General features: G+C 61.1%; 11 protein-coding genes. 9 read left to right on the top strand and 2 right to left on the bottom strand.

Annotation, left to right across the window (positions count from 1 at the left end):
- Positions 1 to 183: 183 nt before the first annotated feature.
- On the bottom strand, positions 184 to 1,059 hold the full coding sequence (locus NKJ81_RS21820) for an AraC family ligand binding domain-containing protein (protein ID WP_502895678.1): 876 nt from the start codon (positions 1,057 to 1,059) through the stop codon (positions 184 to 186).
- Between the two features lie 198 nt (positions 1,060 to 1,257).
- Here NKJ81_RS21820 and NKJ81_RS21815 point away from each other — a divergent pair, with 198 nt between their 5' ends.
- The 6 genes from NKJ81_RS21815 to NKJ81_RS21790 all read left to right on the top strand — a co-directional run bounded on the left by NKJ81_RS21815 (position 1,258) and on the right by NKJ81_RS21790 (position 10,253).
- Entirely contained in the window at positions 1,258 to 2,724 is a 1,467-nt protein-coding gene (locus NKJ81_RS21815; RefSeq protein WP_352541689.1) for an alpha-glucosidase/alpha-galactosidase, read from the top strand.
- Between the two features lie 119 nt (positions 2,725 to 2,843).
- Positions 2,844 to 4,928: an ABC transporter substrate-binding protein gene (locus NKJ81_RS21810; RefSeq protein WP_352541688.1), complete on the top strand. Its 2,085-nt coding sequence runs from the start codon at positions 2,844 to 2,846 to the stop codon at positions 4,926 to 4,928.
- A 112-nt stretch (positions 4,929 to 5,040) separates the two neighbouring features.
- Positions 5,041 to 6,048 carry an ABC transporter permease gene (locus NKJ81_RS21805; RefSeq protein ID WP_352452370.1) on the top strand — a complete coding sequence of 336 codons (1,008 nt, stop codon included), beginning with the start codon at positions 5,041 to 5,043 and terminating at the stop codon, positions 6,046 to 6,048.
- Position 6,049: 1 nt separating this feature from the next.
- Entirely contained in the window at positions 6,050 to 7,183 is a 1,134-nt protein-coding gene (locus tag NKJ81_RS21800; protein WP_352541687.1) for an ABC transporter permease, read from the top strand.
- A gap of 10 nt (positions 7,184 to 7,193) precedes the next feature.
- On the top strand, positions 7,194 to 8,861 hold the full coding sequence (locus NKJ81_RS21795) for an ABC transporter ATP-binding protein (protein WP_352541732.1): 1,668 nt from the start codon (positions 7,194 to 7,196) through the stop codon (positions 8,859 to 8,861).
- 21 nt (positions 8,862 to 8,882) lie between these two features.
- Positions 8,883 to 10,253, top strand: coding sequence for an alpha-glucosidase/alpha-galactosidase (locus NKJ81_RS21790; protein ID WP_031211901.1), 1,371 nt, complete (start codon positions 8,883 to 8,885; stop codon positions 10,251 to 10,253).
- 26 nt (positions 10,254 to 10,279) lie between these two features.
- On the opposite strand, the gene NKJ81_RS21785 is transcribed toward NKJ81_RS21790, so the two are convergent.
- On the bottom strand, positions 10,280 to 11,482 hold the full coding sequence (locus NKJ81_RS21785; protein ID WP_352541686.1) for an ROK family transcriptional regulator: 1,203 nt from the start codon (positions 11,480 to 11,482) through the stop codon (positions 10,280 to 10,282).
- 243 nt (positions 11,483 to 11,725) lie between these two features.
- Here NKJ81_RS21785 and NKJ81_RS21780 point away from each other — a divergent pair, with 243 nt between their 5' ends.
- The 3 genes from NKJ81_RS21780 (at position 11,726) to NKJ81_RS21770 (ending at position 14,804) form a co-directional block, all read left to right on the top strand.
- The gene (locus NKJ81_RS21780; RefSeq protein WP_352473206.1) at positions 11,726 to 12,997 is read left to right on the top strand and encodes an ABC transporter substrate-binding protein; all 1,272 of its coding nucleotides are present in this window, start codon (positions 11,726 to 11,728) and stop codon (positions 12,995 to 12,997) included.
- Between the two features lie 71 nt (positions 12,998 to 13,068).
- Complete coding sequence (locus NKJ81_RS21775) at positions 13,069 to 13,953, top strand: carbohydrate ABC transporter permease (RefSeq protein ID WP_352541685.1); 885 nt, start codon at positions 13,069 to 13,071, stop codon at positions 13,951 to 13,953.
- Positions 13,953 to 14,804 carry a carbohydrate ABC transporter permease gene (locus tag NKJ81_RS21770; RefSeq protein ID WP_352541684.1) on the top strand — a complete coding sequence of 284 codons (852 nt, stop codon included), beginning with the start codon at positions 13,953 to 13,955 and terminating at the stop codon, positions 14,802 to 14,804. The genes NKJ81_RS21775 and NKJ81_RS21770 overlap by 1 nt, the downstream gene beginning before the upstream one ends.
- Positions 14,805 to 14,815 lie beyond the last annotated feature (11 nt).

Genomic DNA, 14,815 nt, shown 5'->3' with positions numbered 1-14,815 from the left:
TTGTCCGGCAGTGGATTCGGGTTGTTCGGATCGGGGTTGTTCATCGATCACTCCCTGACATCTGTGGCCTGATCTCCGCCAGAGCGGGGGTGCCGCAGCGGCGAGCAGGCTCTCTTGTCCTAAACCGAGGGGAAGCAAAAGCGTTCCCGCATCCGATGCCAAGCGCGGTGCCAATCTATCGGGCTATCGGGCGGTTCCCAGGCTGGCATACATCCCGTTGGTGCGGAACTGCGTCGGGTTGATGCCGTAGAGGCGGCGGAAGACCTTCGAAAAATAATTGGCATCCTCGAAGCCGCACATGATGGCGACTTCCTTGACCGGCAGGAAATCGGCCTTCGTCAGCAACTTCGCCGCGAGCTGCAGTCGCTGCTGCAGCACGAATTCGGCGGGCGGAAGTCCCTCGCTCTCGGCGAAGCAGCGCGAGAAATGCGCGCGGCTCAGGCCGCTGATCTCAGCGAGATCGGCAACGCGGAGCGGCCTGTCGAGATTGGCCCTGATGTGATCGATGACCGGCTGCATGGCGCTCTTGTCGTCGGTGACGGCATGCGAGCCGAAGACATCGTCGTAGAGCGCCATGGCTGCTTCATAGGCGACGGCCGAGGCGGCTCCCGGCGAGACCGCGCCCGTGATCAGGCGCACACTGCAATCAGCCAGATGATCGATCGTCGAGGGCTGCAGCCGCAGCACCGGACCGACGGCGGCAAGGATCGACTTGTGGATGCGCAGTGCCTCCTCGCCGTTCATCGATATCCAGAAGAACTCCCAGCGTTCGCCCTTGGCCAGCCAGTAACGGTGGTTGTGCGGCACGAGAACCAGCAAAGTGTCGCCCTTTTGCAGGCGGTAGTTCCGGTTCTCGTAGCGCAATCGGCCGGTGCCGCTGATCGTATGCTGGAGCACGGTAAACGGCGTCAGGCCGCGCTTGCGCCCATCCCAGTCGTAGACCTCGTTCTCGCGCACTTCATAGCCGGTGCTTGTCGGCATGGTGTGTAGGCGCTGGCGCCCGCGCGGCAGCGATACCGTCCTGCCCGCCGGCCCGATGTCGATCAAGTTCCGCAGCACAAAATTACCCCTAAAAGCATAATCCTTCTCTGGTCGCGTGCCGAATAAGGCGCATAATCCCTCGAGAAAAGCAAAAGAAACCGCGGTCAAAGAGCGGATGGGAGGAAGTGCTGGATTCCAGCCTGCATAGCGTCGCAGGCGGGCCAGCCTCTTTTCGCCGCCTTTGCCCTAGCGTTCGATCAGGTCGAGGTGAGGCTGATGAGTTTCAAGATCGCTATCATCGGTGCGGGAAGCGTCGGGTTCACCAAGAAGCTCTTCACCGACATTTTGTGCGTTCCTGAATTCAGGGATGTCGAATTCGCATTGACCGATCTCAGCGAGCGCAACCTCCAGATGATCAAGTCGATCCTCGACAGGGTCGTCGAATTCAACAGGCTGCCGACCAAGGTTACGGCAACGACAGACCGCCGTGCTGCCCTCGAGGGCGCACGCTACATCATCAGCTGCGTTCGCGTCGGCGGTCTCGAAGCCTATGCGGACGACATCCGCATTCCCTTGAAGTATGGCATCGACCAGTGCGTCGGCGACACGATCTGCGCCGGCGGCATCCTCTATGGCCAGCGCAACATTCCGGTGATCCTCGATTTCTGCAAGGATATCCTCGAAGTCGCCGAGCCTGGGGCGAAATTCCTGAACTACGCCAATCCGATGGCCATGAACACCTGGGCGGCGATCGAATATGGCAGGGTCGATACCGTCGGCCTCTGCCACGGCGTCCAGCATGGCGCCGACCAGATCGCCGAAGTGCTCGGCGCCAAGTCGCGCACCGATCTCGACTACGTCTGCTCCGGCATCAATCACCAGACCTGGTTCATCGACCTGCGTCTCAACGGCCGCAAGATCGGTAAGGACGAGCTGGTTGCCGCCTTCGAGGCGCATCCGGTCTATTCGCAGCAGGAAAAGCTGCGCATCGATGTCCTGAAGCGCTTCGGCGTCTATTCGACCGAAAGCAACGGCCATCTTTCCGAATACCTGCCCTGGTATCGCAAGCGGCCGGACGAAATCACCCGCTGGATCGACATGTCCGACTGGATTCACGGCGAGACCGGCGGCTACCTTCGTTATTCGACCGAAACACGCAACTGGTTCGAAACGGAGTTCCCGCAATTTCTGGAATCCGCCGCCAGGCCGATAGACCCCGCCAAGCGCTCCAACGAGCATGCCAGCCACATTCTCGAGGCGCTGGAGACGAACCGCGTTTACCGCGGCCATTTCAACGTCAAGAACAACGGCATCATCACCAACCTGCCGCAGGACGCGATCATCGAGTCGCCCGGCTTCGTCGACCGCTTCGGTATCAACATGGCCTCCGGCATCACGCTGCCGGAGGCCTGCGCCGCCACTTGCATTTCCTCGATCAACGTCCAGCGCATGTCGGTTCATGCGGCGATCTCCGGCGATGTCGACCTGCTGAAGCTCGCGGTCCTGCACGACCCGCTGGTCGGCGCGGTTTCGACGCCGGAAGAGGTTTGGCAAATGGTGGACGAAATGGTCGTCGCCCAGGCTCGCTGGCTGCCGCAATATGCCGATGCGGTGCCGGCCGCGAAGGAACGGCTTTCGAAATCCAGGATCAAGACCCGCGAATGGGCCGGTGCGGCAAGGCGCGACGTCCGTTCGATCGAGGAATTGCGTGCGGAAAAAACGGCTCTCAAGCAGGCCGTCTGAATTTCGCCAGAACGGATCGCGGCAAGCTTTCGGGAGGATTTTCCGCACCCGTCTGTACATTCGTTCGAGGAGAAATGGAGCGGCGTCAACGCGCTCCTGAACAACAGGGAGGAGAGACGATGAGGAATTTTCGAAACATTGGCATTCTCGCCGGGCTGGCGCTTAGCGTCTCGGCCTCGGCGCTGAACGCGTATGCATCCGAGCCGACCGTGCCGCCGGTGCCTGCGCAATTTCCCGCCGAGGGAAAGATCAAATACGTCGCGCGCGACTCCATCCTGGAGTTCAAGGCACTTCCGGAATACCACGAACCCGATTGGGTCACCGACAAATACGTCAAGGCAGGCAAGCTGCCGCCGGTCAAGGACCGGCTGCCGAAGGAGCCGCTGGTCTTCAAGACCGGCAATATGCCGGACGGCGTCGGTGTCTACGGTGATACGATGCGTCATGTCATCGGCGGCCGGCCGGAGGGCTGGAACTACGGCGCCGGCCAGACGCAAGGCTGGGGCGGTATCGACATCGGCCTTTCCGAATGCCTGACGCGCACCGCGCCGCTGTTCCAGGTCGAGGCCAAGGACACGGAGCCGCTGCCGAACCTCGCCAAGAGCTGGGACTGGTCGAAGGACGGCCACACGCTGACGATGCATCTGGTCGAAGGCGCCAAATGGTCGGACGGCGTTCCGTTCAACGCCGACGATGTGATGTTCTACTGGGACGACGAGGTGATCGACCCCAATGTGTCGCCGCTGAACGGCGCGACGCAGGAGACCTTCGGCGTCGGCACGACGTTGAAGAAAATCGACGACTACACCGTCGAGTGGACGTTCAAGGACGCCTTTCCGAAACAATACCTTTACGCCATGGCTTACGGCACCTTTTGTCCGGGCCCGTCGCATATCCTCAAGCCGCAGCATCCGAAATATTCGAAGAACACCTACGAGCAGTTCAAGAACGCGTTCCCGCCGGAATATATGAACATGCCGGTGATGGGTGCCTGGGTGCCGGTGGCATACCGCCCCGACGACATCATCGTCATGCGTCGCAATCCGTACTATTGGAAGGTCGACGAGAAGGGCAACCAGCTGCCGTATCTCAATGAACTGCACTACAAATTGTCGACCTGGGCCGACCGCGACGTTCAGGCGGTATCGGGGGCGGGCGACTTCTCCAATCTGGAGCAGCCAGAGAACTTCGTCGCCTCGCTGAAGCGCGCGGCGCAAAAAGACGCACCGGCACGGCTTGCGTTCGGCGCGCGGCTGATCGGCTATAATCTGCGCATGAATTTCTCAGCCAATGGCTGGGGCAACCCCGACGAGCGCGGACAGGCGATACGCGAGCTGAACCGCAACGAGGACTTCCGCAAAGGCGTCACCATGGCGCTCAACCGCAAGGCGCTCGGCGACTCGCTGGTCAAGGGTCCGTTCACTGCCATCTATCCGGGCGGCTTATCCTCGGGCACGAGCTTCTACGACCGGAAGTCGACGGTCTACTACCCCTTCGATCTCGAAGGCGCTAAGGCGGAACTCGCCAAGGCAGGCCTGAAGGACACGGATGGCGACGGCTTCGTCAATTTTCCTGCAGGTACCGCCGGCGGCAAGAATGTCGAGATCGTGATGCTCGTCAACAACGACTACACCACCGACAAGAGCCTTGCCGAAGGTGTCGTCGCCCAGATGGAAAAGCTAGGGCTGCGGATCGTGCTGAACGGACTCAACGGCACCCAGCGCGATGCCTCGCAATACTCCGGCCGCTTCGACTGGCTGGTACGGCGCAACGATCAGGAGCTGACTTCCGTCGTCCAGAATACCGATCAGCTGGCCCCGGTCGGTCCACGAACCAGCTGGGACCATCGTGCGCCGGAAAACGGCGAGGTCGATATGATGCCTTTCGAGAAGGACCTCGTCGACATCGTCAACAAGTTTGTCTCGTCCGCGGACAATGACGAGCGCGCCAGCCTGATGAGAAAGTTCCAGAAGATCTCGACCGAGCACGTCTACAATGTCGGCCTGACGGAATATCCCGGCGCGCTGATCATCAACAAACGCTTCTCCAACATCCCGCAGGGCACGCCGATCTTCATGTTCAACTGGGCCGAGGATTCGATCGTCCGCGAGCGGGTCTTTGTCGCTGCCGACAAGCAGGCCAAGTACGAGCTGTTCCCCGAAGAGCTTCCCGGCAAGCCCGGAGACAAGGGCCCGATGAACTAGGTTTACCTCCCCTGACTGAGAACTCCGGCCGCGCCAGTTGGCGCGGCCGGACAAAGCAAACCTCCGTACGCTCAAAGAGAGCGACCGGCCAGACAAGGAAGCGGACCGACCGATGTTGCGATTCCTGCTCACGCGCATAGCGTCGGCGATCCCGGTCCTCGCCATTCTGAGCCTGGTCACCTTCGCCATCATCCAGGCGCCGCCGGGCGACTATGCCGACTACATCCGCTCGCAGTTGATCAATCAGGGCGGGGCCTCATTCGCCGAGGCCGACGCGCAGGCCAAGGCCTATCGGATAGAACACGGTCTCGATAAGCCGCTGCCCGTCCAGTATTTCAACTGGATCGGCGGCATCATCACCCGCGGCGATTTCGGCTACAGCCTCTATTACAACAAGCCGGTGGCCGATGTGGTGGGCGAGCGGCTGCCGCGCACGCTGCTGCTGGCGCTGGTGTGCCATCTGCTGGCCTCGGTCCTCGGTATCACCTTCGGCATATGGGCGGCGACCAGGCAGTACAGCTGGATCGACAGTACGCTGTCAGCGATTTCCTTCCTCGGCATGACGGTGCCGCGCTTCCTGATGGCGCTGATCATCGTCTATCTGCTGGTCTTCCAGTTCAACGTTTCCGAGATCGGCAGCTTCTTTTCGCCGCAATTTGGCGGGGCGCCGTGGTCCTGGGCGAAGTTCGTCGATCTCGTCCGGCATGTCTGGCCGGTTGTCGCCATCGCCACCTTCGGCGGGCTCGCCTACAACATGCGGGTGATGCGCGGCAATCTGCTCGACACGCTGAACGCGCAATATGTCGAAACCGCTCGCGCCAAGGGCCTTAGCGGCGGTGCGGTCGTGATGCGCCATGCGGTGCCCAATGCGCTGCATCCGCTGGTCATGTATCAGGGCGTCGTGCTGCCCTATATGCTGACCGGCGAGATCGAGACCGCGATCATCTTTGCCCTGCCGACCGTCGGCCCGGCGATCGTTGGCTCGATGGCGGTCGGCGACGTCTATGTCACGGCGACATTCATGATGGTGCTGTCGGCGACGCTGATCGTCGGCAACATCATCGCCGACATGCTGCTCGTCATGCTCGATCCGCGTGTGCGCCAATATGCAGGGTCCTGAGATGCTTGCTTTCGAGCCCTCGCTGCCGCCACTTGCCGAGGAACCGGCCAAGATCAAGCCGCGCGGCAATGAGAGTTACATCGCACTCGTCTGGCGCCGCCTGAAACGGTCCTGGACCGGCATGGCCGGGCTCATCCTGGTCGCGTTTCTGGTGCTGCTGGCGGTGTTTGCCGACTTCTTCGCACCGATGGATCCCAAGGTGACCGATGTCGGCTTCGCCCCGCCGCAGATGATGAGCTTCCATGACAAGGACGGCAACTTCGTCTTCCAGCCACGCGTCTATGCCCTGGCGGATTCGGAAGACCTCGACCCGGTCACCTTCCAACCCGTCGTCGGGCCGGACTACGACCATCCGCGGCTGCTCGGCTTCTTCGTCAAGGGAGCGGAGTACAGACTGCTCGGCCTGCTTCCCGCGAACCGGCACTTCTTCGGCTCGACCGACGGCCAGCCGGTGCACTTCTTTGGCACCGACAAATTCGGTCGCGATGTGCTGGCTCGTGCGATCTATGGTTCGCGCATCTCGTTGATGATCGCATTGACCGTGGTCTTCATCGTCACCGTGATCGGCACGACGGTCGGCATGGTGTCGGGCTATTTCGGCGGCACATTCGACGTCTGGGTCCAGCGCTTCGTCGAACTGGTGCTCGCGTTTCCGCAATTGCCGCTTTATCTGGCGCTGACCTCGCTGGTTCCGGTGACGGCGCCGACGAATGTCTTCCTGGCCTTCGTGATCGTTGTCATGTCGGCACTCGGCTGGGCGCAGATGTCGCGCGAAGTGCGCGGCAAGACCCTGGCACTGGCGCGGATTGATTACGTTCGTGCGGCGATGGCGGTCGGCGCCACAGATAGCCGCATCATCATGCAACACATTTTTCCAAACGTGATGAGCCACGTGATCGTTGCGGTCACGTTGGCAATCCCCAGCGTGGTTCTGCTCGAATCCTTCCTCGGTTTTCTCGGCTTCGCGGTGAAGCCGCCGCTGATCTCCTGGGGCCTGATGCTGCAAGACACCGCGACGTATTCGGTCATCGGCACCTATCCCTGGATCCTCTCACCGGTCGGCTTCGTGCTTGTCACCGTCTTCGCGTTCAACGCGCTTGGCGATGGACTGCGCGATGCGGTCGATCCTTATTGAGCATGAGATGATGCAACACGCGCTCGTCAAATCCTTCGCACCGCCTGTCCGGCTCGACCATGACGGCCGTTCGGAAAACCCGGTCATTGATGCCCGCAACATCGCCGTCGATTTCAAGGTCGAACACGGCATGATCGAAGCCGTCAAGGACATCTCCTTCCAGCTCTATCGCGGCGAGACGATCGCCATTGTCGGCGAGTCGGGATCGGGCAAGTCGGTGACGGCGCGCACCGTCATGGGACTGTTGTCGAAGCGCGCAGTCGTGTCGCCGAAATCGACTGTCGAATACAACGGGGCCAACATCCTGAAATTTTCCGAGCGTGCGCGGCGCAAACTGCGCGGCGACCGCATCTCGATGATCTTTCAGGAGCCGATGAGTTCGCTTAACCCGATCTACACGATCGGAAGCCAGATCGTCGAGGCGATACGGGTGCATCGCAAGATGAGCCGCAGGCAGGCCGAAGCAAGAGCGCTCGAGCTGCTGCAGCAGGTACAGATTCCTGAGCCCCAGGCGCGGCTGAAACAATACCCGCACCAGCTTTCCGGCGGCCAACGCCAGCGTGTGATGATCGCCATGGCGCTGGCCAACGATCCCGATGTGCTGATCGCCGATGAGCCGACGACGGCGCTCGACGTCACGGTTCAGGCGCAGATCCTCAATCTCATCCGAAACCTGCAGAAGAAACTGCGCATGGCGGTGATCCTGATCACGCACGACCTGACCGTGGTGCGGCAGTTCTCCGACTATGTCTACGTCATGCAGCATGGGGAGATGCGCGAGCACAATGTGACGGAGAAGCTGTTCGCCAATCCGCAGCATCCCTACACCTGTCACCTGCTTGCCTCCGAGCCGCGCGGCCAGGCCAATCCGTTGCCGGAAAGCGCCGACGTTATTCTTGAAGCTAGGAATGTGCGCGTCTCCTTCATGCTACGGCATGGCACGTTCATGAGGCCGGACCTGCGCGAACTCGTTGCCGTCGACAGCCTCAGCCTGACCCTTCGACGGCACGAGACGCTGGGTCTCGTTGGCGAATCCGGATCGGGCAAGACCACCTTCGGCGAGGCGTTGCTCAGGCTCAACACCACGGACAGCGGCGAGATCTATTTCGATGGCCAGCCGATCCATGGCTGTTCGCGCGCGCAGATGCGGCCGTTGCGGTCGCGCATGCAGGTCGTCTTCCAGGATCCGTTCTCGTCGCTCAACCCGCGCATGACGATCGGCCAGATCATCGAGGAAGGGCTGGTCGTCAACCGCATGGGCGCCACCAGGAACGATCGGATCGAGCGCGTGCGCGAGGCGCTGATCAGCGCCGGCATGCCCGGCGATATCCTCTCGCGCTTCCCGCACGAGTTTTCCGGCGGCCAGCGCCAGCGTATTGCGATTGCCCGCGCCGTCGCGCTCGAACCGGAATTCATCGTACTCGACGAGCCAACATCGGCGCTGGATCTCTCGGTCCAGGCGCAGATCATCGAATTGCTGCGCAAGCTGCAGCGCGAACGGGGCCTGAGCTACATCTTCATCTCGCACGACCTCAAGGTCGTGCGGGCGCTGTGCCACCGCGTCATCGTCATGCAGCACGGCAAGATCGTCGAAGAGGGGCCGGTCGACGAAGTCCTGTCCCATCCCAAGACCGCTTACACCGAACGGCTGGTCAAAGCCGCTTTCGAGGTAGCCTAATTGCTTATGCCGGAGGTTGTTGTGGCAAGAAATCCCAAGGTCGCTTTCATCGGAGCTGGCTCGACGGTGTTCATGAGGAACATCGTCGGCGACATATTGCAGCGTCCGGCTTTATCCGGCTCGACGATCGCGCTGATGGACATCAATCCGCAACGGCTCGAGGAAAGCGCAATCGTCGTCGGCAAGCTGATCTCGACGCTTGGCGTAAAGGCCAAAGCCGAAACCTATTCGGACCAGCGCAAGGCGCTGGCGGGCGCCGATTTCGTCGTCGTCGCCTTCCAGATCGGCGGCTACGAGCCCTGCACGGTAACCGATTTCGAAGTTCCGAAGAAATACGGGCTGCGCCAGACCATCGCCGATACGCTCGGTGTTGGCGGCATCATGCGAGGCTTGAGAACCGTGCCGCATCTCTGGAAGATCTGCGAGGACATGCTCGCGGTCTGCCCGCAGGCGATCATGCTGCAATATGTCAACCCGATGGCGATCAACACCTGGGCGATCGCGGAGAAATACCCCGACATCAAGCAGGTCGGCCTCTGCCATTCGGTGCAAGGTACGGCGATGGAACTGGCGCATGATCTCGATATTCCCTACGAGGAGATTCGCTACCGCTCGGCCGGCATCAATCACATGGCCTTCTACCTGAAGTTCGAGCATCGCCAGCCGGACGGCTCCTACCGTAATCTCTATCCGGATCTGCTGCGCGCCTACAGCGAAGGGCGGGCGCCGAAGCCGGGATGGAATCCGCGCTGCCCGAACAAGGTGCGCTACGAGATGCTGAAGCGCCTCGGTTACTTCGTCACCGAGAGCTCCGAACATTTCGCGGAATACACGCCCTATTTCATCAAGGACGGGCGCGAGGATCTGATCGAGAAATTCGGTATCCCGCTCGACGAATACCCGAAGCGCTGCATCGAGCAGATCGAACGCTGGAAGGGGCAAGCGGAAGCCTATCGCTCGGCTGACAAGATCGAAGTGGAGCAGTCGAAGGAATATGCGTCCTCGATCATGAACTCGGTCTGGACCGGCGAGCCGTCGGTGATCTACGGCAACGTCCGCAACAATGGCTGCATCACGTCATTGCCGTATAATTGCGCGGCCGAGGTGCCATGCCTCGTCGATGCCTCCGGCATTCAACCCACGTTCATTGGCGACCTGCCGGTGCAGCTCACCGCGCTGATCCGCACCAATATCAACGTCCAGGAGCTGACGGTCCAGGCGCTGATGACCGAGAACCGCGAGCACATCTATCACGCGGCGATGATGGACCCGCACACGGCGGCCGAGCTCGACCTCGACCAGATATGGTCGCTGGTCGATGATTTGCTGGTTGCGCATGGCGATTGGCTGCCGGCCTGGGCGCGTGGAGCGCGCAGCGTTCGAGCGGCCTAAGGCGCAGGGCTGTCTATTTCACTCGCCTATGCCGACCATAGGGCCGGCTTTGAAAGCGGAGCGGCGTTGCCGGCAGATGTTTCGAAATCAAAGAGCTTCTGCGTCACGAGTGCAGCCGCCCCTCTTGCCCAGGAATTGTCCTCCCAGTCCAGCAGCATTGGTGGTGCCGCGCGAAAGGTATTTTTCCCAAGCGTCAGCCGCATTGGGCCAAACAGCGCATCGCCAAACGACACGGCTTCACCACCGACGACAATGACCTCCGGGTCGGTGATGTTGACAAGATTGGCGAGATGCCGGCCGATGCCATGTCCCGCTTCCTCGAGAATGGCGACGGCTCGCGGTTCGCGGTCTGCCAAGGCTGCCATAAGGCTGACTTTGCTATCCGTTTCGTTGTGCCCCGTGGCTTCGCGCCAGGTGCGCAGGATCGCCGGCTCGGCGTAATAGGCCATCAAGCAGCCGCGCTTTCCGCACTCGCAAAGGCGGCCGTTCTCCTCATATGAGGTGTGGCCGAACTTGCCGGCGGCACCGTTCGCGCCGCGATAGAGTTTGCCGTCGAAGACGAGCGCGCAGCCGATTCCGACGCCGATCGCCAGCACAGCCATATTGCGGTGCTGGCGTCCCAGGCCGAAGAGTTGCTGGGCAATGGCATAGGCATTGGTGTCGTCCTCAAGCCACACGGGGACGTCTACCAGTTCGGCCAGCATCGGGCCAAGGGGAACGTTGTCCCAGTTGTAGCGATTGCTGCGGATACACACAGCCTTCTGGTTGTCTATGACGCCAGGCATTGAAATGCCGATCCCGGCAAGCTTGGCAGCGGGCCGATCGACAATGGAAATCAGCTCCGGTACCGCCTTGGCCAAGGTCGCTATGATGTGGTCGGGATCGCTGTCCGAGAGCTTGACGCGCAGAGAGCCCAGCGGATTGGTCGCAAGATCGGTGACCACGCATTCGACCGATCCGACCATCAGCTTGAAACCTAAGGCAAGGCCGTTGGCATAGTTGATATCCACCGGGATAGGGCGGCGCCCAGCCGAGCCCACGACTGTCTTGCCTTCGATCAGCAGGCCATCCTCGATGAGGTCGGCCACGACGAAGGTGACCGCTGCCGGACTAAGGCCGGTAACTGACGCTATGTCGGCCCGGCTGCGCGCTCCTTCCTGCCGCAAGAGATTGAGGATCAGTCTGCGGTTCATCGCCCGAGTCGTGCTCGGGTCACCCTTGAGCTTCACGGATCCGCTTTCTTAATTTTGTAAATTAATTATTGCCTCTCGAGAAAACATATGCATAAGTTTGCCCGACTGTTCAACACCCGAACCGGGGGTCAGCGAAATTAATCCGGTTAGCAATGTCACCGCCCTCTGAAGGAGCGGGCAAGCATATTCCCTTGCCCGGGAGGTGAGCCGTGCCGTTGAGAAGAACAACCGCGCCGGCCGGTGTGCCAGTAGAGAATTGACAACACGGGAGGAGTAACAATGACGTTCAAGTGGATTGAAAAGCCGTCGACGCGGCGCAATTTCCTGAAGGGAGCTGGGGGGATTTCCGCTGGAGCCCTCGCGGGCTTCCCGATGCCGGCACTCAGCCAGTCGAGCGAAGTCACCATCATTTCCGACGAAAACAATGCCGATGCGCTGCGGATCTTGCGGCGCATCGCGGCCGACTTCGAGAAGCAGTCCGGCACCAAGGTTGTGATCAACAATATGGATCACGAGGCCCACAAGACCGCGATCCGCAACTACCTTGTCGCCGGCGCGCCGGATGTCTGCTTCTGGTTCTCCGGAAACCGCATGCGCGCCTTCGTCACTCGCGGCCTGTTCGACGACATTTCGGATCTGTTCGAGAAGGAAAAGTACAAGGACGTGCTGGGTGCCACGACCGGTGCCGTCACTGTCGACGGCAAGCAGTATGGCCTGCCGACTGGCGGCACGATGTGGGGCATGTTCTATCGCAAGGACGTCTTTGCCGAGCACGGACTGACGGTGCCGGCGACCTGGGACGAATTCCTTGCTTACGGCCAGAAGTCCAAGGCTGCCGGCCTTATTCCCGTCAGCATCGGCACCAAGGAACTCTGGCCGGCGGCCGGATGGTTCGACCAGATGAACCTGCGGATCAACGGTCTCGACAAGCACTTTGCCTTGATGAATGGCAAGATGGCTTACACCGACCCGGCGCTGACGCCTGTTTTCGACCACTGGGAAGAGCTGATCAAGCAGGGTTTCTTCACACCGGATCAGACGTCGTTCGGCTGGCAGGAGGCCGGCGCCTTCCTCGCCCAGAAGAAGGCCGGCATGATGAACCTCGGTGCCTTCGTGAAAGCTACTTTCCCTGAGCAGGATCTCGAGCAGCTGACATTCGCCCCTTTCCCGAAGATTGACGGCGCCCTCGACCGCTACGAAGAATTCTCGGTCAATTCGGTCCACATCCCGGCCAACGCCAAGAACAAGGCGGGTGCCCGCGAGTTCCTCGCCTTCTTCTACCAGCCGGAAAATTTCGGCCCCTATCTGGAACCCGGCGGCAACGTTCCGCCGCGCAACGACCTTCCGGCCAGCAAGGACCCGCTGGTCAACGCGGCTGTGGAAAGCCTGAAGACGGTGGCCGGCACGTCGCAATATTACGACCGCGATACTGATCCCGACATGGCCCAGGCCGGCCTGGTCGGCTTCCAGGAATTCATGGCCAAGCCGGAGCGCCGGGACGCCATTCTTCAGCGTCTCGAGGGAACCCGTCGCCGGATCTTCAAGATCTAGCGCCTCCCAGCGGAGGGGAGCGGGGTTCTTGCTCTGCTCCCCGATGCATTCCGTGAATGAGGTCTCCCAAAATGACGAAGCTTTGGCGCCGCCATCGCTGGTGGCTGACACCGACACTTCTGATTCTGCCAGCCGCTGTGCTGTTTTCCGTCGTCATTCTGGCCTCTGCGGTCGAGAGCCTATGGATCAGCCTGCACGAATGGGACGGCTTCAGCCCGATGGTCTGGATCGGCCTCGGCAACTACCGCGAATTGTTCGCCGATCCACAGTTCTATGTTTCGCTGAAGAACAATCTGATCTGGTTGGTGATGTTCATGCTGGCGCCGCCGGTCGGCCTCGCCATTGCGCTGCTCGTCAACCAGAAAATCCGCGGCATGCGCCTGCTCAAATCGCTGTTCTTCATTCCGCTGGTGCTGGCTTCGGTCGCCGTCGGCGTGGTCTTCACCTGGGTCTATACGCCGGAATTCGGACTTCTCGCCCTGATCTTCCGCACCTTCGGCGCGACCGCCCCGGCAGTGCTGTCGGATGAAAACTTCGTCACCTTCGCCGTCGTGATCGCAGCGTTGTGGCCGCAGATCGCCTTCTGCATGGTGCTCTATCTCGCCGGCCTCAACAATCTCAGCGAGGACCTGATCGGCGCCGGGCGGGTCGACGGCGCCAGGGGCTGGAACATGCTGCGCCACATCGTGTTGCCGCAGCTGACGCAGGTCACCTTTATCGCCATCGCCGTCACCGTCGTCGGCGCACTGCGTTCCTTCGACATGGTCTCGGTGATGACCAGCGGCGGCCCCTTCGGTTCGTCCGAGGTGCTTGCCTATCAGATGTTCGAGCAGTCCATATTTTCCTACCGCTTCGGCTATGGCGCGGCCATTGCCTCGGTGCTGTTCGTGATCATGGCGGTCTTCATCGCCTGGTACCTGGCGCGGATGATCCGCGCCGATGAAAGAGGCGGCTGATGTTTCCCCGCCCGATTCCCGAGACTGCTATTTGGCAGCGCGGCCTCTATGTCGTGCTGGTGGTCGGCATCCTGATTGTCTGGCTGGCGCCGCTCTTTGCCATCATCCTTACCTCGTTCCGCTCTACGCAGGATGTAATGGGCGGCAATCTGTGGGGCTGGCCGACCCAATTCGGCCTGGTCGACAACTACACGGCGGTCTTCACCCAGACACCGATGGCCCGCTACTTCCTCAACAGCCTGACGATCACCATTCCCTCGGTGATCGGCGTTCTCATCTTGAGCACGCTCGCCGGGTTCGTGCTCGCCCGTTACCGGTTTCGCGGCAACATGCTCGTCTTCGCCCTGTTCGTCGGCGGAAACTTCCTGCCGCACCAGATCATGATGATCCCGGTGCGCGATCTCATGGTGCGGCTCAACCTCTACGACACGATGGCGGCCCTGATCATCTTCCACATCGCCTTCCAGACCGGGTTTGCGACACTGTTCATGCGCAACTTCATCGCCGCCTTGCCGGGAGAACTGTTTCAGGCCGCCAGGGCCGAGGGCGCGACGCCGTTTCAGACATTGGTACATGTCGTGGTCCCATTGGTGCGGCCGGCTCTCGCGGCGCTGGCCATCCTGCTCTTCACCTTTATCTGGAACGATTATTTCTGGGCGGTCGTGCTCACCATCAGCGATACCGTCAAACCGGTAACCGCCGGCCTCGCCAACCTGCGCGGCGAATGGGTCTCGGCCTGGAACCTGATCTCGGCTGGCACCATAGTCGTGGCTTTGCCGCCGGTTGCCATGTTCTTCCTAATGCAGAAGCACTTCATCACCGGCCTCACCATGGGAGCGGTCAAGGGATGAGCGACCATGGC

This window comes from Mesorhizobium sp. M0018 (assembly GCF_040323955.1).
GTDB lineage: Bacteria > Pseudomonadota > Alphaproteobacteria > Rhizobiales > Rhizobiaceae > Mesorhizobium.
The sequence above is the reverse complement of the archived record's forward strand: the minus strand, read 5'-3'. Positions and strand labels throughout refer to the sequence as shown.